The organism is Leucobacter sp. HNU (assembly GCF_047946755.1).
Lineage (GTDB): Bacteria > Actinomycetota > Actinomycetes > Actinomycetales > Microbacteriaceae > Leucobacter.
The window spans coordinates 659,486-679,066 of sequence record NZ_CP178837.1 but is presented as its reverse complement, the minus strand read 5'-3'; the positions used below and the strand labels follow the sequence as shown (position 1 = coordinate 679,066).

17 protein-coding genes and 2 pseudogenes are annotated in these 19,581 nt (G+C 71.2%); 6 read left to right on the top strand and 13 right to left on the bottom strand.

Annotated elements, in window-relative coordinates; all coding sequences use genetic code 11:
* Nucleotides 1-57: 57 nt before the first annotated feature.
* The gene (locus AB3K78_RS03280) at nucleotides 58-2,397 is read left to right on the top strand and encodes an ATP-binding cassette domain-containing protein (protein WP_416446151.1); all 2,340 of its coding nucleotides are present in this window, start codon (nucleotides 58-60) and stop codon (nucleotides 2,395-2,397) included.
* A gap of 432 nt (nucleotides 2,398-2,829) precedes the next feature.
* Here AB3K78_RS03280 and AB3K78_RS03275 read toward each other — a convergent pair.
* The 6 genes and pseudogenes from AB3K78_RS03275 to AB3K78_RS03250 form a co-directional block, all read right to left on the bottom strand.
* A pseudogene (locus tag AB3K78_RS03275) lies at nucleotides 2,830-3,839 on the bottom strand (TIGR00730 family Rossman fold protein).
* 57 nt (nucleotides 3,840-3,896) lie between these two features.
* Nucleotides 3,897-4,943: a P1 family peptidase gene (locus AB3K78_RS03270; protein ID WP_416446149.1), complete on the bottom strand. Its 1,047-nt coding sequence runs from the start codon at nucleotides 4,941-4,943 to the stop codon at nucleotides 3,897-3,899.
* Nucleotides 4,940-5,704: an amino acid ABC transporter ATP-binding protein gene (locus AB3K78_RS03265; protein ID WP_416446147.1), complete on the bottom strand. Its 765-nt coding sequence runs from the start codon at nucleotides 5,702-5,704 to the stop codon at nucleotides 4,940-4,942. Before AB3K78_RS03265 ends, AB3K78_RS03270 begins: the two co-directional genes overlap by 4 nt.
* Nucleotides 5,701-6,675, bottom strand: a complete 975-nt coding sequence (locus AB3K78_RS03260) for an amino acid ABC transporter permease (protein ID WP_416446145.1) — start codon at nucleotides 6,673-6,675, stop codon at nucleotides 5,701-5,703. The genes AB3K78_RS03265 and AB3K78_RS03260 overlap by 4 nt, the downstream gene beginning before the upstream one ends.
* 26 nt (nucleotides 6,676-6,701) lie before the next feature.
* A complete protein-coding gene (locus tag AB3K78_RS03255; protein ID WP_416446143.1) occupies nucleotides 6,702-7,685 on the bottom strand; it encodes an ABC transporter substrate-binding protein in 984 nt (327 codons plus the stop codon).
* Between the two features lie 86 nt (nucleotides 7,686-7,771).
* On the bottom strand, nucleotides 7,772-9,361 hold the full coding sequence (locus AB3K78_RS03250) for an amidohydrolase (protein ID WP_416446141.1): 1,590 nt from the start codon (nucleotides 9,359-9,361) through the stop codon (nucleotides 7,772-7,774).
* A gap of 119 nt (nucleotides 9,362-9,480) precedes the next feature.
* On the opposite strand from AB3K78_RS03250, the pseudogene AB3K78_RS03245 reads away from it, so the two are divergent.
* Nucleotides 9,481-9,606, top strand: a pseudogene (locus AB3K78_RS03245) (helix-turn-helix domain-containing protein); the annotation flags it as partial.
* Here AB3K78_RS03245 and AB3K78_RS03240 read toward each other — a convergent pair.
* Entirely contained in the window at nucleotides 9,561-9,764 is a 204-nt protein-coding gene (locus tag AB3K78_RS03240) for a hypothetical protein (protein WP_416446139.1), read from the bottom strand. The pseudogene AB3K78_RS03245 and the gene AB3K78_RS03240 sit on opposite strands and share 46 nt — an antisense overlap.
* Nucleotides 9,765-9,929: 165 nt before the next feature.
* On the opposite strand from AB3K78_RS03240, the gene AB3K78_RS03235 reads away from it, so the two are divergent.
* Entirely contained in the window at nucleotides 9,930-10,391 is a 462-nt protein-coding gene (locus tag AB3K78_RS03235) for a LysR family transcriptional regulator substrate-binding protein (protein ID WP_416447293.1), read from the top strand.
* A 4-nt stretch (nucleotides 10,392-10,395) separates the two neighbouring features.
* On the opposite strand, the gene AB3K78_RS03230 is transcribed toward AB3K78_RS03235, so the two are convergent.
* Entirely contained in the window at nucleotides 10,396-11,643 is a 1,248-nt protein-coding gene (locus AB3K78_RS03230) for an amidase (RefSeq protein ID WP_416446137.1), read from the bottom strand.
* A 209-nt stretch (nucleotides 11,644-11,852) separates the two neighbouring features.
* Between AB3K78_RS03230 and AB3K78_RS03225 the strand changes: the two genes are divergently transcribed.
* Together AB3K78_RS03225 and AB3K78_RS03220 are read left to right on the top strand one after the other, a co-directional pair.
* Nucleotides 11,853-12,377 carry an aspartate/glutamate racemase family protein gene (locus AB3K78_RS03225; protein ID WP_416446135.1) on the top strand — a complete coding sequence of 175 codons (525 nt, stop codon included), beginning with the start codon at nucleotides 11,853-11,855 and terminating at the stop codon, nucleotides 12,375-12,377.
* Nucleotides 12,272-12,595 carry an aspartate/glutamate racemase family protein gene (locus tag AB3K78_RS03220; RefSeq protein WP_416446133.1) on the top strand — a complete coding sequence of 108 codons (324 nt, stop codon included), beginning with the start codon at nucleotides 12,272-12,274 and terminating at the stop codon, nucleotides 12,593-12,595. The genes AB3K78_RS03225 and AB3K78_RS03220 overlap by 106 nt, the downstream gene beginning before the upstream one ends.
* Before the next feature lie 17 nt (nucleotides 12,596-12,612).
* Here AB3K78_RS03220 and AB3K78_RS03215 read toward each other — a convergent pair whose 3' ends face one another.
* From AB3K78_RS03215 to AB3K78_RS03205, 3 genes are read right to left on the bottom strand one after another with little or no spacing between them, the layout of a single operon-like run.
* The gene (locus tag AB3K78_RS03215) at nucleotides 12,613-14,853 is read right to left on the bottom strand and encodes an FtsX-like permease family protein (RefSeq protein ID WP_416446131.1); all 2,241 of its coding nucleotides are present in this window, start codon (nucleotides 14,851-14,853) and stop codon (nucleotides 12,613-12,615) included.
* The gene (locus AB3K78_RS03210) at nucleotides 14,850-15,536 is read right to left on the bottom strand and encodes an ABC transporter ATP-binding protein (protein ID WP_416446129.1); all 687 of its coding nucleotides are present in this window, start codon (nucleotides 15,534-15,536) and stop codon (nucleotides 14,850-14,852) included. The genes AB3K78_RS03215 and AB3K78_RS03210 overlap by 4 nt, the downstream gene beginning before the upstream one ends.
* Nucleotides 15,533-16,066, bottom strand: coding sequence for a PadR family transcriptional regulator (locus AB3K78_RS03205; protein ID WP_416446127.1), 534 nt, complete (start codon nucleotides 16,064-16,066; stop codon nucleotides 15,533-15,535). The genes AB3K78_RS03210 and AB3K78_RS03205 overlap by 4 nt, the downstream gene beginning before the upstream one ends.
* 74 nt (nucleotides 16,067-16,140) lie before the next feature.
* Between AB3K78_RS03205 and AB3K78_RS03200 the strand changes: the two genes are divergently transcribed.
* The gene (locus AB3K78_RS03200) at nucleotides 16,141-17,613 is read left to right on the top strand and encodes an RNB domain-containing ribonuclease (RefSeq protein ID WP_416446125.1); all 1,473 of its coding nucleotides are present in this window, start codon (nucleotides 16,141-16,143) and stop codon (nucleotides 17,611-17,613) included.
* Here AB3K78_RS03200 and ispG read toward each other — a convergent pair.
* Nucleotides 17,603-18,730 carry a flavodoxin-dependent (E)-4-hydroxy-3-methylbut-2-enyl-diphosphate synthase gene (gene ispG / locus AB3K78_RS03195; protein ID WP_416447292.1) on the bottom strand — a complete coding sequence of 376 codons (1,128 nt, stop codon included), beginning with the start codon at nucleotides 18,728-18,730 and terminating at the stop codon, nucleotides 17,603-17,605. The two genes, AB3K78_RS03200 and ispG, sit on opposite strands and share 11 nt — an antisense overlap.
* A gap of 76 nt (nucleotides 18,731-18,806) precedes the next feature.
* Nucleotides 18,807-19,580, bottom strand: a complete 774-nt coding sequence (locus AB3K78_RS03190; protein WP_416446123.1) for a M15 family metallopeptidase — start codon at nucleotides 19,578-19,580, stop codon at nucleotides 18,807-18,809.
* Nucleotide 19,581: the final 1 nt, after the last annotated feature.

Below are 19,581 nucleotides of genomic sequence, written 5' to 3'. Positions count from 1 at the left end.
CTACTCTTTCGGCATGAGCGCAGCTGCACACCCCCGCACCCCGCCGACGGCCACGACGTGATCCGGGTCTCCGGCGCCCGCGAGAACAACCTCAAGAACGTCTCGGTCGAGCTGCCCAAGCGCCGGCTGATCGCGTTCACCGGCGTCTCCGGTTCCGGCAAGAGCTCGCTCGTGTTCGGCACCATCGCAGCCGAGTCGCAGCGCCTCATCAACGAGACCTACCCCGCGTTCGTACAGGGCTTCATGTCGTCGCAGGCACGCCCCGACGTCGACGTGCTCGAGGGGCTCACCACGGCGATCCTCGTCGACCAGGAGCGCATGGGCGCGAACCCGCGCTCGACCGTCGGCACGGCGACCGACGTCAACGCGATGCTCCGCATCGTCTTCTCCCGGCTCGGCCAGCCGCGGATCGGCTCCCCCAACGCCTTCTCCTTCAACGTCGCGTCGGTCAGCGGCGCCGGCGCCGTCACCTTCGAGAAGGACGGCAAGAAGGTGAAGGAGCGCCGTGAGTTCCAGGTGCTCGGCGGCATGTGCCCGCGCTGCGAGGGCCGCGGCACCGTCTCCGACTACGAGCTGTCCGAGCTGTACGACGCCGACAAGTCGCTCGCCGACGGTGCGCTCAAGATCCCGGGCTACAGCATGGACGGCTGGTGGGGGCGCATCTTCGGCGATCTCTTCGACCTGTCGAAGCCCATCAAGGACTACAGCGCGGAGGAGCTCGATCGGCTGCTGCGCGCCGAACCGACCAAGGTCAAGGTCGAGGGCGTCAACCTCACCTACGAGGGCCTCATCACCCGCATCGAGAAGTCGATGCTGTCGAAGGACCGTGAGGCCATGCAGCCGCACATCCGCGCCTTCGTCGATCGCGCGATCGTGTTCCACGCCTGCCCCGCCTGCGACGGCACCCGCCTCAACGAGAGCGCCCGCTCCTCGAAGATCGCGGGCGTCTCGATCGCCGACGCCTGCGCCATGCAGATCAGCGACCTGCTCGACTGGGTGCGCACCATCGACGACCCGGGCATCGCCCCGCTGGTCGAGAAGCTCGTCGACACCCTCGAATCGTTCGTCCAGATCGGGCTCGGCTACCTGTCGCTCGACCGCGCGACCGGCAGCCTGTCCGGCGGCGAGTCCCAGCGCACCAAGATGATCCGCCACCTGGGCTCCAGCCTCACCGACGCCACCTACGTCTTCGACGAGCCATCGATCGGGCTGCACCCCCACGACATCCAGCGCATGAACACGCTGCTGCTCAAGCTCCGCGACAAGGGCAACACCGTGCTCGTGGTCGAGCACAAGCCCGAGATGATCGCGATCGCCGACCACGTCGTCGACCTCGGACCGCGCGCGGGGGTGAACGGCGGAGAGGTCTGCTTCGAGGGCACCGTCGACGGGCTCCGCGCCTCGGACACCCTCACCGGCACGCACCTCGACGACCGCGCCCGCATCAAGGATTCGGTGCGCACCGCGACCGGGGCCATCGAGGTCCGCGGGGCCTCGACCCACAATCTGCAGGACGTCGACGTCGACATCCCGCTCGGCGTGCTCTGCGTCGTCACGGGAGTCGCCGGCTCCGGCAAGAGCTCGCTCATCCACGGCTCGGTCTCGAACCGCGACGGGATCGTGTCGGTCGACCAGGGCGCCATCAAGGGGTCCCGGCGTTCCAACCCGGCGACCTACACCGGCCTCCTCGACCCGGTGCGCACCGCCTTCGCCAAGGCCAACGGCGTCAAGCCCGCCCTGTTCAGCGCCAACTCCGAGGGTGCCTGCCCCGAGTGCAAGGGCGCCGGGGTGATCTTCACCGATCTCGGCATGATGGCGACGATGGAGAGCCCCTGCGAGGTGTGCGAGGGCAAGCGATTCAACGCCGAGGTGCTCGAGTACACGTTCGGCGGCGAGGCAGACGCGGGCGGCAAGAACATCGCGGAGGTGCTCGCGCTGAGCATGAGCGAGGCGCGCGAGTTCTTCGCGCGCTCCGAGTCGAGGGTGCCCAAGGCCGTCAAGATCCTCGAGCGCCTCGTCGATGTCGGACTCGGCTACCTCTCACTCGGACAGCCGCTGTCCACGCTGTCGGGCGGCGAGCGTCAGCGCCTCAAGCTCGCGATCCACATGCTCGAGGACGCCGACACCTACGTGCTCGACGAGCCGACCACCGGCCTGCACCTCGCCGACGTCGAGCAGCTGCTCGGCCTGCTCGACCGCCTGGTCGACGCGGGCAAGAGCGTGATCGTCATCGAGCATCACCAGGCCGTCATGGCCCACGCGGACTGGATCATCGACATCGGCCCGGGCGCCGGCCACGAGGGCGGCAGGGTCGTGTTCGAGGGCACCCCGGCGGAGCTCGTGGCGCAGAAGCGCACCCTCACGGGCGAGCACCTCGCGGAGTACGTCGCGGCATAGCTCGGGTGCCCTGGGGGCCTGCAGGCCTCGCCCGTCCCCTGCTCGTTTCCAGGCCCATGCCCGGCGTTTCGCTCAGACTGAGATCCTCGCCCAGACTGAGAAAAGCCACCCGAGACTCAGTCTGAACACGCACCTCGAGGGGGTCGCCGAGGCGCGGACTCCGAAAGCGATCTTGCACTTGAGCCTGAGATCACCAGTACTGCAGGATGCCCGCGCCGCGCAGATCCTGGCGCACACCCGGACTTCTCCTCAGGCTGAGATCCTCGCTCGGACTGAGAAAAGCCACCCGAGACTCAGTCTGAACGTGAATCTCAGTCTGAACCTAAGTCTCAGCCTGGACGTGAATCTCGGCCTGAACGCGTACCGCATGACCTCGGCACGCAAAGAGGCCTGCCGACCCCGCGCAGCTCCCCGGACGGCTCCCAGCCGGGCTCAGGCCGGGTCGGGTGCCGTCGCGTCGTCCGGGGCCGATGGCAGCCGGTTGAGCGCGCGGATCAGGCGATGCAGTTCGCCCACCGCACGACGCTGCGGCGTGAACACGATCCGCGGCAGCTCCGCGGTCTCGGGCTCGTCGCGCTCATCGGCGAGAGGCGCGGTGCGCGCGAATCCGCCCGAGAGGCACATTGCGCCGAAGCGCTCGTTCAGCTCGGCCACCTCGGCGTCGCTCGGCTCGGCGCGCAGCCGCAGCACGAGTTCCGGGCCGACCCAGCGCAGCGAATGGTAGTTCCGCCAGAAGCCGGTGATCTCGGCGATCGCCTCCTCCGCCGACTCCGTGATGAGTACGCGGTCGAGGTCCCCGGTCGCGATCATGCCCGACCCCGCGAGCTCCTCGACGACGAAGCGCTCCAGGCCGCGCCAGAACGTGCCGCCCGGCCGATCGAGCAGCACGATCGGCACCGGCACCATCTTGCCGGTCTGCTGCAGGGTGAGCAGCTCGAAGGTCTCGTCCATCGTGCCGAACCCCCGGGAAGGCAGACGAATCCGAGCGACTCCTTCACGAGCATCAGCTTGCGAGTGAAGAAGTACTTCATCGACACGTGATGCCCGTCGAGGGTGACCAGATCGTTCGGCTGCTCCTCGAAGGGCAGCCGGATCGAGACGCCGAGCGAATGCTCCGGGCCCGCGCCGGTCGCCGCGGCCTCCATGATCCCGGGCCCCGCACCGGTGACGACCATCCACCCCTGCTCGGCGAGGCCGTGCGCGACGGCCTCGGCCCGGAGCCAGAGCGGGTCGAGGGCCTGCGTGCGCGCCGACCCGAAGATCGTGACCTTCGACGTCCCGACGAACGGCGCGAAGAGGCGGAAGGCCGCCCGCATCTCCTCCACCGCTGCGGCCGTGATCTTGAGATCCAGCCGGTCGGTGCCGTCCGCGCCCAGTCCGACGCCGGCCCGCAGGATCCGGCGGACCAGCGCACGCTGTTCGCGCACGCCGGCCGCCTCCATCGCCGCGTCGAGGGCTTCGGTGATCCTGGGGTCTTCGTTCGCGCTCACGGCCTCAGTCTAGGGAGCGACCGGAGCGGTGACCGCTCCGGCGCGCAGCAAGCGCTCCCGCACCCGATCGATCGGGATCGCCTGGGCGGTGCGCCCCTCGAACCCCACCCGGGTCTCGGCGCGCAGCACCGAGTTGACGAGCGCTTCCTCGACCGCGTCCATGGTCGCGAGGAAGACGGGCGACAGCGCCTCGTCGTCGGGGGCGGGCCCCTCGCCGACGGTGAACGCGATCGCGTAGTCGCCGCTTCCCTGCGCGAAATCGGATCCGGTGCCGCGCAGCGCGAAGACCGCCCGGTTCGCGATGCGTCCGAGCTGGCGCCCGTCGAGCGGTGCATCGGTGGCGACGACGATCATGCACGAGTTGCCGATGGTCTCCGCCGGCTCGGCGTCGAGCAGTTCGTCGGCGGGGAGCGGGACTCCGGCGAGCCGCATCGTTCCGGTGTAGTTGCTCTGCACGATCGCTCCGACGGTGCGGGAGCGCCCGTCGATCTCGACGATCCGCGAGGCGGTCCCGATCCCGCCCTTGTACCCGAGCGCCACCGTGCCCGTGCCCGCCCCGACGCCGCCCTCCGCGACCGGCCCGCCGGTCGCGGCGTCGAGCGCCGCCCGCGCCTGCGCATCGCCGACGGGACGACTGCGGATGTCCGAGAGGAATCCGTCGTTCGTCTCACCCACGACCGGGTTCAGCGTGGTCGTGCCCGCATGCCAGGGCTGCTCGAGCAGGTATCCGACGAGCGCGTCGGCAACCCGGAAGGCCGAGAGCGTGCTGGTGAGCAGGATGGGGGTCTCGATCGCGCCGAGCTCGACGAGCTGGGTCGCGCCGATGAGCTTTCCGTAGCCGTTGCCGACCGAGAGCCCCGCGGGCAGCCAGCGCCGGTCGGCGCCCAGCGCGTCGGGCACGATCGCCGTGACCCCCGTGCTCAGCCGGTCGTCCCGCACGGTCGCGTGCCCGACCCGCACCCCGGGGACATCGGTGATGGCGTTCCATTCACCCCGCGGGAACGCCCCGGACGGGATCCCGAGATCCTGCGCGCGGGGTCGCGCCTGCGCGCTCACCGGACCCGGTCCACGAACGCCCGGGTGCGCTCCGACCCGCTGCCCGAGAGCACCTCCTCGGGGGTGCCCGATTCGAGCACGCGGCCGCGATCGAAGAACGAGAGGGTGTCTCCCACTTCGCGCGCGAAGCCGATCTCGTGCGTGACGACGATCATCGTCATGCCGCGCTCGGCGAGTCCGCGCATCGTCTCGAGCACTTCGTCGACGAGTTCGGGATCGAGCGCGCTCGTCGGTTCGTCGAACAGCATGAGGTCGGGATCCATCGCGAGTGCGCGCGCGATCGCGACGCGCTGCTGCTGGCCGCCCGAGAGCTGGTGCGGCCGCTTGTGCGTGTGCTCGGCGAGGCCGACCCGCGCAAGCTCCTCGAGCGCGCGCTCGGTGGCTTCGCGACGGGGCATCCGCTTGACGTGGATCAGGCTGGCCGCGACGTTCTCGGCGGCGTCCATGTGGCCGTAGAGGTTGAAGCGCTGGAACACCATGCCGATGCGCGAGCGGAACCGGGCCCACTCGGCCCCCGTCCAGGGGTGGTAGCGCCCGCCCTGCAGCCGGAACCCGACCTGCTCGCCGTCGACCACGAGGCTGCCGTCGTCGACGGTCTCGAGCCCGTTGATGGTGCGGAGGAACGTCGATTTGCCGGACCCCGACGGCCCGATGATGCAGCTGACCTCGCCGGGCCTGACCGTGAAGTCGACCCCGGTGAGCACCCGGTGATCGCCGAACGATTTGACCACGCCGCTCGCGTGGACGAGTGCGTCGCTCATGCGCCCGCTCCTTCCTTGACGTCGCCGCGACGCGGCACGCGGATCGCGCCCGTCGCGACGCGGACGACCTGCTGGCTGAAGGTCTCGCCGCGCACGAGCCGCACGCGATCCTGGCCGAACCGCTTCTCGAGCCGGGACTGCAGGAACGTGGCGATGGCGGTCATGAGCATGTACCAGAGGCTCGCGACGATCAGCAGTTCGATGATCAGGTTGTTCTGCTTGTAGATCTGGCTGGCGCGGGTCATGAGGTCGTTGCCGGCGACGACGACGATGAGCGAGGTCGTCTTGAGCATCGAGATGAACTCGTTGCCCGTCGGCGGGATGATGATCCGCAGCGCCTGCGGCAGCACGATGAGCCGCATCGTCTGCGCGCGTGTCAGGCCACCCGCGAGCGCAGCTTCGGTCTGCCCGCGGTCGACGGCCTGGATCCCGGCCCGCACGGTCTCCGCGAAGTACGCGGCGAGGTTCAGGCCGAGGCCGAGCAGCGCCGCGACCGATCCCGAGATCACGGCATTGGTGTCCCACCGCATGCCGATGTCGGTGAACGGGATCTGGAGCGTGATGTAGGGCAGCAGGAAGGCGAGGTTGAACCAGAAGATCAGCTGCACCAGCACCGGCGTCCCCCGGAAGAACCAGATGTAGCCTTCGGCGATCCACCGCAGCACCGGGTTCTGCGAGAGCTTCATCACCGCGAGGATCACGCCGAGCACGAGACCGAGGATCGTCGCGACGATGCTGACCCAGATGGTGACCCAGACGCCCTCGAGGATCCGGGCGGAGAACAGGTACTGCCAGACGCGGTTCCAGCGGATGTTCTCGTTGAAGACAACGATGGAGACCGCCCACGCGACGAATGCGAGAGCGACGGCGCCGACGATCCAGCGCTTCGGATGCCACTGCCGGGCGATCTCGACCCTGGTGCCGTCGGGAGCGACGATGGGAGCCGTTCTGGCTCCGGATGCTGCGGACACGATGTTCCTCCCCTCGGCGCTGCCGCTCAGGCCCCGCCGTTGATGGTCGCCTTCGAGAGCGCCATCTCGCCGACGCCCCAGGCGTCCAGGAGCTTCTCGTAGCTGCCGTCGTCCATCAGCGACTGCACGGCGCCCTGCACCACCTTCGCGAACTCCGCGTTCGAGTTGTCGATGCCGATCCCCCAGATGCTCTCGTCGCCTTCGATGCGCACCGCCTCGGACTTCGACTCGGGGTCGGCCGCGTGCGCGACGGCGACCGGGTAGTCGGTGATCGTCGCGACCGCTCGGCCGCTCTGCACGGCGAGGTTCGCCTCGCTGTCGCCGGCGAGCTTCAGCACGTCGTACGCGGGCGTTCCCTTCGCGGCGCAATCCTTCGAGAACTGCTCCGCCAGGAGCGCCGAGGAGCCTCCCTCGACGACCGCGACGGTCTTGCCGCACAGGTCAGCGGGGACCGCCACGTTCGACGGATTGCCCGCGGCGACGAGGAACGCGTTGCCGGCCTTCACGTAGTCGACGAAGGTGGTCGTCTCGCGGCGCTCCGCGTTGTCGGTCATCGACGAGAGCAGCAGGTCGTAGCGGCCCGAGATGAGCCCCGGGATCATCGAGTTGAACTCCTGATCCTGAATGGTCATCTTGAGCCCGAGCTTCCGGGAGATCGCGTTCGCGAGCGCGGGATCGACCCCGATGACATCGGTCCCGTTCGTCGCCCACTCCTCCATCGGCGGATACCCGACGGACGTGGTGACTCGCAGGCCAGTCGAACGGATCTTGTCGGGCACCCGCGCCGCGAGGGCCTGGTCGACCTCGATCTGCTCAATGACCTTCTTCGCCTTCTCCTCCGGCGGGACCGGCAGCGCACCGTCGTTCGAGAAGGTCCCCGAGGCGGCCGCCTGCTCGGACTTCTTGACGTCGGAGAGACTCTGGCCGCCGCATGCGGTGAGGCCGACGAGCAGCGCGCCGACGGCGATGATCCCCGCAGCGATTCGGACGGTGGTCGGACGTTGCGTCATTGCGACTCCTTCGGTTGGTCCGGCGGGTGCCGGACGCAGTGGGCTGCCGGCCTCGCGGGTGCGGGGCCGGGTCTCGCGTCCCAGGCTCAGCCGCCGGGCGCGAACACGACCTCGCCGTCGACGATCGTTCCGGCGACAGCGATCGCTGCGATCGTTTCGGGATCGGCGACCGTGGGATCGGCGCCGAGCGCGACGAAGTCGGCGTCGCAGCCGACCGCGATGCGCCCCGCGCGGTGCTCGAGTCCCGCGGCGAGCGCGGCTCCCGAGGTGTACGCGGCGAGTGCTTCGCCCGCGGTCACCCGTTCCTCGGGCTCGAATCCGCCGTCGGGCGTACCGTCGGCGCGCTGGCGGGTGACCGCGGCCCGGATCCCGGCGAGCACGTCCGCCGGTTCGATCGGTGCGTCGGAGCCGAAGGCGAGGATCGCACCGGCGTCGAGGAAGGATCGCCAGGCGTAGTTGGCGAGTCGGCGCTCGCCGATGCGGCGCCCCGCGAGCTCGAAGTCGGTGGTGCAGTGCAGGGGCTGCAGCGAGGCGACGACGCCGAGTGGGGCGAAGCGCCGCAGGTCCTCGTGCGCGAGGTGCTGCGCGTGCTCGATGCGGTTGCGGAGCCCGCGCTCCCGAGTCAGCGCGACGTTCCGCTCGTACGCGTCGAGCACGCGCCGGTTGGCCTCGTCGCCGATGGCGTGGGTGGCGACGGCGAGGCCCGCGGCGTTCGCGCGCTCGACGTAGTCGGCGATCTGCTCGACAGTCATCACCTCGATGCCCCGGTTTCCCGGATCGTCGGCGAAGTCGGTGTGCATGTGCGCGCTGTGGGAGCCGAGCGCGCCGTCCGAGAACAGTTTCACGGGCCCCTCGGTGATCCACCGGTCGCCGGCGCCGGTGCGGCGTCCCTCGGCGATCGCGCGCTCGAGGTCGGGCATCGGGGTGCCCTTGTGCACGCGGATGCGGAGCCGGTCGTCGGCGCGCAGCGCTTCGAACGCTTCGCGGGTGGGCTGCTCGTCGAGGTCGGTGAGGCGGGTGAGGCCGAGGGAGTGCAGGTGGGCCTGCGCACGCAGCAGGAGTTCGGGCAGCGCCGCGTCCTGCTCGCGCTCGGACAGCTCGCGAACGGGATCCACCGCGGTCTCGCGCAGCACGCCGGCGGGGGTCTCGCCGTCTGATTCGCGGGCGATGTCACCGCCGAACGGATCGGGGGTCGCGCGATCGATGCCGGCGAGCTCGAGCGCACGGGTGTTGAGCCAGATGGAGTGCCCGTCGAGGCTCGGCAGCGCCAGCGGTCGGGTCGCGCACACCGCGTCGAGGTCGTGGCGCGTCGGGACGCCGGTCGGCCAGCGGTTGCTGTCCCAGCGTCCGCCCGTCACCCAGCCGTCGCCCGGGTGGGCGTCGAGATGGGCGCGGAGCACGTCGAGCGCGGCGTCGAGGGTGTCGGCCTCGCGCAGATCGAAGGAGGAGAGGCTGCGGGCGAGGTTGCCGGTGTGGATGTGCGCGTCGTGGAAGCCGGGCACGAGCACCGCGCCGGGGAGCGCGAGCTCGGGGATCCCCGGATGCGCCGCGCGGAGGTCGTAGCGGGATCCGAGTGCTGCGATGCGACCGTCGTCCACGAGGATCGCGTCGACGCCGTCGAGCGGTCGGCCGGTGTCGGCCAGGATCCTCGGATGCGTCAGTAGGCGCTTGACCATCAGCGTTGCTCCTTCACCTCTTGGCGTCGATGCCAATGCAAGCAACAATAGAGTCCATTGTTCGCGGCGACCAATCCCCCTGCCGCCGCAATCCGACATGCTGAGGATAAGGATCACTGATGCTCAATCCCGTTCACTTGCGGACTCTCGTGGAGGTGATCGGCCACGGATCCTTCGCCGGAGCCGCCAATCGGCTCGGCTACACGGCCTCGGCCGTGTCCCAGCAGATGGCGGCGCTCGAGGCCGCGGCCGGGCTCCCGCTCTTCGAACGGACCGCGCGCAGCACTCGGCCCACCGAGGCCGCGCTCGCGATGGCGCGCCGCGCGGCGCCGGTGTTCGCCGACCTCGATGCGGTGCTGCGAGCGGCGCACAACGCCCACGAGGCGAACGTCGATGAGGTCACGGTCGCCCTCTACGCGAGCCTCGCCCGCGTCGTCGCTCCCGAGATCCTGCACGACCCGCATCTCGTCGCGACCGGCACCCGCGTGCGTTTCTCCGTCCACGACCCGTCGGCGGCGATCCGAGCCCTGACCGACGGCGACACCCCGGACCTCACGGTGGTCTACCGCTGCTCGAGCACCGGACTCGCCTGGCCGGCGACGCTCACCGAGATCGGCCTCGGCGTCGAACGCTACCGGCTGCTGCTCCCCGCGAGTGGGACCTGCACCGCGACGGAGCGGTGCAAGCGGACGCCCTGTCCGGCCTGCCCTGGGCGCTGCACCACCCCGGATCGAGCGACGCGACCGTCATGGCCGACGCGTTCCGCACCGCCGGAATCCTCCCCCGTCCCCTCGCATACGCCGACGACTTCGAAGTCTTCGTCGACCTCGTCGCCTCGGGGTCCGCCGCGGCCCTCGTCCCCGAGACCGTCGCGAACGCGGCGCCGGCGAGCACGGTCGCGGTCGATGCGATCGGCCTGCACTTCTCCCGCAGCCTGCACGCGCTCGTCTCGCCCACGGCACCGCGCGCCGCAACCGACGCCGTCATCGAGGCGCTGCGGCGCGCCTTCGAGCGGGCGCTCGCGGGCTAGCGTCTCAGGGAGCAGGCCGCGCGACCAGCCCCTCGGCTTCGAGCCGCAGTCCGAGCGCGAGCACGTCGGCTTCGGTACGGCCGATGATCTGCACTCCACCGACGGCGAGGGCAGGCAGGTCGAGCGCGGACCACGGCGCCACGAATCGGCCGAGCGCGTCCTGCACGGCGAACTCGTCGGCCCCGACCGACGGTACCGGGCAGCCGAGGGTCGGCGTGAGCACGGCGTCGATTCCGCGCGCGCCCCAGTCGGCGAGCAGCGCGCTGCGCCTCCGCACGAGCGCGGCGAGCGACGCCTCGTGCACCGCCGGCTCGACACCGGCCGCGCCGGCGAGCTTGCGCGCCACGCTCGGGTCGTATTCCTCGGCCCGAGCGGGGAACCATGCCGCGTGCGTGCGCGATGCCTCGAAGCGGAAGGCGGGCCAGAATTCGTCCTGCACGCGGTCGAGCCCGGCGTCGTCGATACCGGGGTCCGGATCGATGCGCGCACCGATCTTCTCGAGCGCCGAGCCGAGCCCGTCCAGTCCCGTGCTCCGGTCCAGCGCGTGCGTCAAGTCGGTCGCGGGGTCGAGGTCGAACCCGATCAGTCCGATCCGCGGCTCCTGCGAGGGTTCCCGGCCGAGTGGTGCGCCGTTGCGACTCCGGTCGCGGACGACCGCGGCAGGTCCCGGTGCTCCGTCGGCCAGGGCGTTCCACGCGAGCACGACGTCGGTGACGGTGCGGGCGAGCGGCCCGACCGCGTCGAAGCTCGGGCAGAGGGGGCGCACTCCCGACCGATCGAGGCTCCCGGTGCGCGGGCGCAGTCCGACGACCCCGACGCACGCGGCGGGCATTCGAATGGAGCCCGCGGTGTCGGTGCCGAGCGCGAGGTCGGCGAGTCCCGCGGCGAGCGCAGCGGCGCTGCCTCCGGAGGATCCGCCCGGGATCCGGTCGGGCCGCGCCGGATTGGGCACGGCCCCGAACCAGGGGTTCGCACTCGTCGTACCGTAGGCGAACTCGTGCAGGTTGACCTTCGCGACGGTGGTCGCCCCACGCTGCTCGAGCGCTGAGACCACGGGCGCGGTCGCCGAGGCGACTTCTCCCGCGAACCGCGAGCCCTGGGTCGTCGGGACGCCCGCGATATCGATGTTGTCCTTCACCGCGAGACGCAAGCCGCGCAGCGCGCCCCGTCGCACCCTTCCGGTGCGTGGCCCGTCCTCTTGGAACGCGACGATCACGATCCCGTCATCGCCCGCCGCGGTCAGCCGCTCCATCGCTCCCCCTCGTTCCGATCCGCGTCCGTTCCCGGCGCGCGGCTCACGCTAGCAGCGACATCCGCGGTACGTCGCGCTGCGAGGCGCACCGTTGCTGTGGCTCAGCATCGACGACCCGCGTGCCCGCGGGGATGCGCCGGTGCGCCGCACGGATCTAGCGTGAAGAAGCCGGTGCCGGAGCCGGGTGCGAGGTGCGGAAGGAGGCGCGAATGGCGGTCATGGGATCCTCCGCACGGGTCGTCGGCGTCCTCGGCGGCATGGGCCCCGCCGCCACCGCGGACTTCTATCGCAAGCTCGTCGAGGCGACGCCCGCGCGTCGGGATCAGGATCATCTCCGCACGCTCATCTGGTCGGATCCCTCGATCCCGGACCGGGCCGAAGCGTTCCTCCGGGGAGGACCGAGCCCGGTGCGCGGCCTGCTCGCGGGCGCCCGTCTCCTCGAGGAGTCCGGGGCGGACTTCATCGCGGTGCCCTGCAACACGGCGCACCTGTTCCTCGGCGCCGTGCGGCGGCGGGCGGGAATACCCGTGCTCGACATGATCGGCTCGACGGTGGACGAGATCCTGGCGGCCGGGAGCGGTGCCGAGCCACCCCCGGCGCGGTCGCGGTGCTCGGAACCGCGGCGACGATGGCGAGCGGGATCTACACGGATCGACTCATCGACAACGGTGTCGCCGTCCTCCATCCGCGGGACGCGGAGCAGCGCGCGGTCATCGCGGCGATCGCCGCGGTGAAAGCGGGCGAGATGGAACGCGGGGTCGGGCTGCTGGCACCGGTCCTCGAAGCGCTCGCACGGAGCGGGGCGACGCGGGTCGTCGTCGCCTGCACCGAACTGCCGATCCTGAGCGAGCGGATCGATGCCGGCCCTCAGATCGTCGATCCGACGGCTGCGCTGGCTCGAGCGTGCGTCCGCTCGGCGCTGGTCCTCCCCGCTACCGCCGCCGGGCGGTGACGGGGAGACCGGCGCACCTATTCGAACCTGGTCGCCGCCGCACCGCGCCCCGGCCGCGAGGCGGCGAAGGCCACCGCGACCGCGGCTCCGACGAGCAGCAGGCACACGCCGAGCACGCCGAACGCCTCGGGATCCGGGAGCGAGACCGTGCGCCGCCCCTCCGACAGCCCGGTCACGAGCCCCCACGCCGACAGCCACCCGAGCCCGATGCTCGGCACGATCACCGCGAGCAGCGGCACGGCGGTCTCGATGACGATCATGCGCCGGACGAGCCGTGCGGGCGCTCCGCTCAACCGCAGGAGCCCGAGCACGCGGCGCCGATCGATGATCCCGGCGGCCGTCGAGATCGCGAGCGAGATCGCGGAGATGGCGGCGGCGATGAGCACGCCGATGCCCGCGAGGATCGAGTACCTCGCGGCCCAGCTCGCCGCTCCGATCCCGATGCCGGCGTCCTCGGCTCGCGTCGTCGGGCCGGCCAGCAGCGGGAGGCCGGATTCGACCACGGCGGTGCGCGCCCGGTCGAGTGCGGCGGCGGAACCGTCGGTACCGATGAGCACCTGCATGGGGTTCATCGCCATCGCGTCCGCGGCCGGGACGGTCGAGATGCGCGCGGGCTCTCCGGTGACCTCGAAGTTGCCGAAGTAGCCGCCCGGGTCCTCGATCGAGATGAACGCGGCGCCGGGGGCGGGGTCGAGGCCGATCGCCCGGGCACCGGCCGCCGGGATCACGAGGCCCGAGATCTGCTCGGTCCCCTCGCCGGTGACGCCCTCGAAGGAGCGTCCCACGAAGGCGGTGGTCACGCCCGGCGTCCGGGCGATCCGCGCGAGACCGCGCTCCAGGCGACCGTCGGTGTCCGATTCGCCCGGTGCGACGGCGGCGACGAGCACGTTCGGGCTCAGGAGCTCGGACGGCGGGGCCTCGGCGAACTCCGCCTCCCGCTCCGTCGTCGCCCCCACGACGAAGGTGGTCACGACGAAGAGCGCCAGCGCCATTCCGCCGACCGCGCGGAACGTCGCGCGCGGGTGCCGGGAGATCCGGTTCATCGCGAGCAGCACCGAGGGCCGCCCGCTGCCGCCGGCGCCGATTCGGCTGACGAGCCCGGTGAGATACGGGCCGGCGAACAGCAGTCCCGTGGTCATGAGGACGAAGCCCGCGATGAGCAGCTCGCCGGTGACGGGGATCGGCACACCGGCGACGGTCACCGCGGTGGTGCCGGCGATCACCGCGCCGCCGAGCGCGAGCGGGATCAGCGAGAGGATCCGGGGTCGGCGCTCCTGCCGGTCGCGGCTGGCGCCGAGCGGGCCGAGCCCGGTACGCAGCGCGGTCACGTAGGCGATCGCGCAGGTGACCGCGGCCACGCCGAGCGCGATGCCCGCCTGGACGGCACCGCCGACGGCGAGATCCTCGGGGAAGAATCGCATTCCCTCCACGGGGACCATCGCGGCGATGGGACGCAGGGCCCAGAACAGGCCGATTCCGCAGAGCGCTCCGATGAGGCTCGGGATCCCGGTCTCGACCGCGGTCGCCCCCGCGACCTGGCTCGGACGTGCGCCGATGAGCCGGATCGTGGAGATCCGCTCGGAACGCGCGGCCTGTCCGAGTCGGGTGAGGATCACGATGAGGACGCCGACCGGGAAGATCACCGCGAATCCGCCCGCGAGGGTGATCAGTTCGTACCCCTGGCTGGGGAACGCGAAAGTCTCGAAGCCGTGCACGAGCGTCGCGCCGAGCCGGTTCTTCACCTGCTCGACGTCGGCGCCGACCACTGCGACGAGGGCGTCGGGACTCGCGAGCCCCGACGCCTCGATCGTGCCGATGGACGTCCCGTACCGGTCCCCCAGCTGGTCGGCGGGGTGCGCCGCGATCAGCCGCTCGAGTGCCGGCGATGCCAGATACTCCCCCGGCCGCGGTATCCGCGCGACGCCGGGGATCCGGAGCTCCGTGTCGGGCGCCGTCGCGACGTCGAGCCGCATGATGCCCGTGCCGCGGAAGGGCTCGGGAGCCGCTCCAACGCGACCGCTCGTGAGGGCGACGGCTTCGTCGGACGACAGCGGCTGGGTGCGCTCCGGGTCCGCGTGCTCGCCCGACAGGTAGGTCCAGGTGGACCGCTCGTTGCGGCTGTTGAGCCCGTTGTACGCGGCGACCACCAGCAGCATGAGTGCGACGCCGACGGCGACGCCCACCGCGACGCCGGCGAGCCGGCCGCGCCCCGAGCGCTCCGTGCGGGCGAACAGCCAGCCCAGCCGGAGCGCGTTCACGCGAGGACCCCGACTCCCGAGATGCGGCCGTCGCGCACGACGACCTCGCGGTCCGCGTACGCGGCCACCCTGGGGTCGTGGGTGACGATGACCACGGTGGCGCCCGTGCCCTTGGCGAGCTCGAGCAGGGTCGCCATGACCTGCTCCGCCGAGAGGGAGTCGAGAGAGCCGGTCGGCTCGTCGGCGAAGACGATGCGTGGCGCGGTCACGAGCGCGCGCGCGATGGCGACGCGCTGAGCCTGCCCGCCGGACAGCTCGCCGGGGCGCTTTGCCGCGTGATCCGCGAGCCCGAGCTGCGTCAGCCAGGACTTCGCCTGCCGCACCGCCTTCCGGCGCGGGCGACCGGCGATCAGCAGCGGGAGGGCGACGTTGTCGAGTGCGGTGAGATCGGGCAGCAGCTGTCCGAACTGGAAGACGAAGCCGAATTCTTCGAGCCGCAACCGGGCCCGGTCGGTCTCGCCCAGCTCGCTCACGAGCGTGTCGAGGTAGTGCGCGGATCCCTCGTCCGGAGTGTAGACCCCCGCCAGGACGTGGAGCAGGGTCGATTTTCCGGATCCCGACGGACCCATGATCGCCAGCACCTCGCCCGCGCGGACATCGAGGTCGATGCCGTCGAGCGCCGTGTCGAGGCCGAAGCGCTTGCGCACACCGCGAAGACGCAGGATGGGAGGGGCGGAGGTCATGCGCGCACCTCCTCGCGGAGTGCGCCCAGCCGCGCCGAGGTGAGGTCGATCCAGCGCAGATCGGCCTCGATGTGGAACAGTGCGTGATCGCAGAGCAGCACGGTCGGCAGGTCGGCTCCGACCTTGCGCTTGGTGAGGTCGCGCATGCGCGCCAGGTGGCCGGCGCGCTGGGCGTCGAGCAGGCGCTCGGCGTCGTCGTCCAGGAGCAGTGCGATCACCGTCTTCGCGAAGAGGTCGCTCTGGAGCGCGGCGGAGGGCACCTCGACGGCGAAGAGCCACTCGGCGATGCGATCCCGGCCCGCTGAGGTGATCTCGTAGCGCTTGCGGTCCGGTCCGCCGCCAGCCTCGTCTCCGAGGAGCTCGATCAGGCCGTGCTTGAGCAGTCGGGCCAGCGTCGCGTAGACCTGTCCGAACGCGAGGGGTTTCTCGGCGCCGAACAGACGGTCGTAGTCGTGTTTCAGGTCGTACCCGTAGCCCGGCCCCGTGCCCAGGATGCCGAGCAGGGCGTTCGAACTATTCATTCCGCTCATACACCGAGCGTATACACCGAATGTATAGATGCGCAAACCGCGACCGGCGGGTCCGGCGGGGATAGGCTGACCCCATGCCCAGCCGGCACGTCTCCCTCCCACGGTTCCGCACCGCCGCCGATCGCGAGCGCGCCGCGCTCGAACAGAGCCTCGCCGCGCTCCGCGACGAACTCGAACTCCCCGGCGACTTCTCCCCCGAGGCCCTCGCGGAGGCGGCGACGGCGCAGCCCGACGCGCCCGGAACCGATCTCCGCGACCTTCCCTTCAGCACGCTCGATCCCCTCGGCTCGAAGGACCTCGACCAGGCCTTCCACCTCGCGAGGAGCCGTCGGGGATTCACCGTGCGGTACGCGATCGCCGACGTCCCCGGGTTCGTCCGCCCCGGTGGAGCATTGGACGCCGAAGCCCGCCACCGCGGGCAGACGATCTACCTCCCCGATGGGTCGATCCCGCTCCACCCGCGGCCCCTCAGCGAGGGTCGGGCCTCGCTCCTCCCCTCCGAGGACCGCACCGCCTACGTGTGGACGATCGAACTCGACTCGGACGGAGCGCAGATCGGCGTGCGCGTCGAGCGCGCGCAGGTCCGCTCCCGAGCCCAGCGCGACTACGCGAGCGCGCAGCGCGAGGTCGACGGCGGACGGGCCGACGAACAGCTGGGACTGCTGCGCGAAGTGGGTACGCTCCGCATCGCCCAGGAACGCGCGCGCGGCGGGGCGAGCCTGCCGATGCCCGAAGAGGAGATCGTCGCGGACCCGGCGGACGGGTACCGGATCGAGCGCAGGAGCGTACTCGCGGTCGAGGACTGGAACGCTCAGCTGTCGCTGCTCACCGGAATGGCCGCCGCCGAACTCATGATCGCGGGCGGCACCGGGATCCTGCGCACGATGCCGAAGCCGGACGAATCGGCGATCGCCCGGTTCCGCTCGCAGGTCGCCGCGCTGGGCCACCCCTGGGCGGCCGACGTCGACTACGGCGAGTTCCTCCGCGGTATCGACGGCTCCGCTCCCGAATCCGTCCCGCTGCTGCAGGCGGCCTCGGCGCTGTTCCGCGGCGCCGGCTACACACCGTTCGACGGGACGGCGCCCGAGCAGCCCGCGCAGGCCGCGATCGCCGCACCGTACGCGCACGTGACCGCTCCCCTGCGCCGACTCGTCGACCGCTGGGGCCTCGCCATCTGCGCGGCGATCAGCGCGGAGACCCCGATCCCGGAGTGGGCGCGCACGAGCCTGCCCGATCTCCCGGACCTCATGCGCACCTCGGCGCAGCGCGCATCGCGAGCCGAGGCGTCGGCGCTCGACCGCATCGAAGCGGCCCTGCTCGCACCGAGCCTGGGCGAATGGCGCACGGCGCTGGTCGTCGACGCGAACCCGACGCGGGCGCGCCTCCTGCTCGATGACCCGCCCGTCGTCGCGAGTGCGGAGATCGCCGACGCGAAACCGGGATCCCGCATCCGGGTGCGCGTCGCATCGGCCGACATCGCCACGGGCAGGATCTCGCTCGCCGCCCCGGACTCCGAGGACTCGCAGCCGGTCGCCGCTACAGGGTGACGACCTCCGGGGTGCCCGACTCGGCGTTCGGCATCTCGGCCGCGATCCGGTTGGCCTCTTCGATCAGGGTCGCGACGATCTCGTGCTCGGGCACGGTCTTGATGACCTCGCCCTTGACGAAGATCTGCCCCTTGCCGTTGCCGGACGCGACGCCGAGATCCGCCTCGCGAGCCTCGCCGGGGCCGTTCACGACGCAGCCCATGACGGCGACGCGCAGCGGCACGCTCATGCCCTCGAGACCCTTCGTGACCTCTTCCGCCAGCGTGTAGACGTCCACCTGGGCGCGACCGCACGAGGGGCAGGAGACGATCTCGAGCTTCCGCTCGCGCAGGTTCAGCGACTGCAGGATCTGCAGGCCGACCTTGACCTCCTCGACCGGGGGCGCCGACAGCGAGACGCGGATCGTGTCGCCGATGCCCTCGGAGAGCAGGATCCCGAACGCGGTCGCGCTCTTGATCGTGCCCTGGAACGCGGGACCGGCCTCGGTCACGCCGAGGTGCAGGGGCCAGTCCCCGCGCTCCGCGAGCTGGCGGTACGCCTTGACCATCACGATCGGGTCGTTGTGCTTGACCGAGATCTTGAAGTCGTGGAAATCGTGCTCCTCGAACAGCGAGGCTTCCCAGACGGCGCTCTCGACGAGCGCCTCCGGCGTCGCCTTTCCGTACTTCTGCAACAGCCGGGGGTCGAGGGACCCCGCGTTGACGCCGATGCGGAGGGAGACGCCGGCGGCCTTGGCCCGTCGTGCGATCTCGCCGACCTGATCGTCGAACTTGCGGATGTTGCCGGGGTTCACGCGCACCGCGGCGCAGCCGGCGTCGATCGCGGCGAACACGTAGTTCGGCTGGAAGTGGATGTCGGCGATCACCGGGATCTGGCTCTTCTTGGCGATGATCGGCAGCGCCTCGGCGTCGTCGCGGCTCGGGCAGGCGACGCGCACGATGTCGCAGCCCGCGGCCGTGAGCTCGGCGATCTGCTGCAGCGTCGCGTTGATGTCGGTGGTGGGCGTCGTGGTCATCGACTGCACCGAGACCGGAGCGTCGCCGCCCACCATCACGGAGCCCACGCGGATCTGGCGGGATGTGCGTCGCGGGGAGAGGACCTCGGGAACCGAGGGCATGCCCAGGTTGATTGCTGCCACGAGCAGGATTCTACCGGCGCGGGCTGTGCGCGCCCCGGAACACGGTCGGGCCGGGCTACTCGGTCCCGTAGTCGGGAGCGGCCGGAAGGCCGAAGAACTCCTCGAGCGTGGTGGTCCCGGTGCGCTTCATCTCGGCGGCGAGTTCGGGTCCGACGTAGCGCAGGTGCCAGGGTTCCGGCATGAAGCCGGTGATGCCCTGCTTGCCCTCCGGGTACCGGATCACGAAGCCGTATTCCGCGGCGTGCGCGGCCGCCCACGTTCCCGCCGGCGTCCGGCCGAAGCACTCGGCGAGGTAGCAGTCACCGAAGTCGTCGAGGTCGACCGCGAGCCCGGTCTGGTGCTCCGAATGCCCGGGCCGCGCCGAGTAGGTATCGGCCTGCTGCTTCCCGTCGCGCTCCACGTAGCGGTCGTAGAGGGTCACCTGAGTGGCGTAGTCGCGGTAGGCGCTGATGATCCGGATTTTCAGCCCGGCGTGCTCCGCGCCGCGGATCAGACGCACCACCGCCGCCGCGGCCGGTGCGCGCAGGGGCTGCGCGAACTCGTTCTCGACCCCCTCGGGCATCGCCAGGTCGTTCGGAGCGAAATCGACGGGTTTCAGCGCCCGTCGCTTGTTGCTCACGACCCAGATCGACTGCGGGTCCTCGATGGAGTGCGCCGCACGGTCGAACGCCGGGGTCGTCGGCTTCGATGACGGCGACGGTGCGCTCGTGCTCGGCACGGCGCTGCTCGGTTTCGGGGCCGAACGCTCGGTCTCCTGGGCGCAGCCGAGCAGCGTGCTCGCGAGCACCGCGCAGGCGGCGACGGCGGACAGGACGCGGACCCCGCGCACG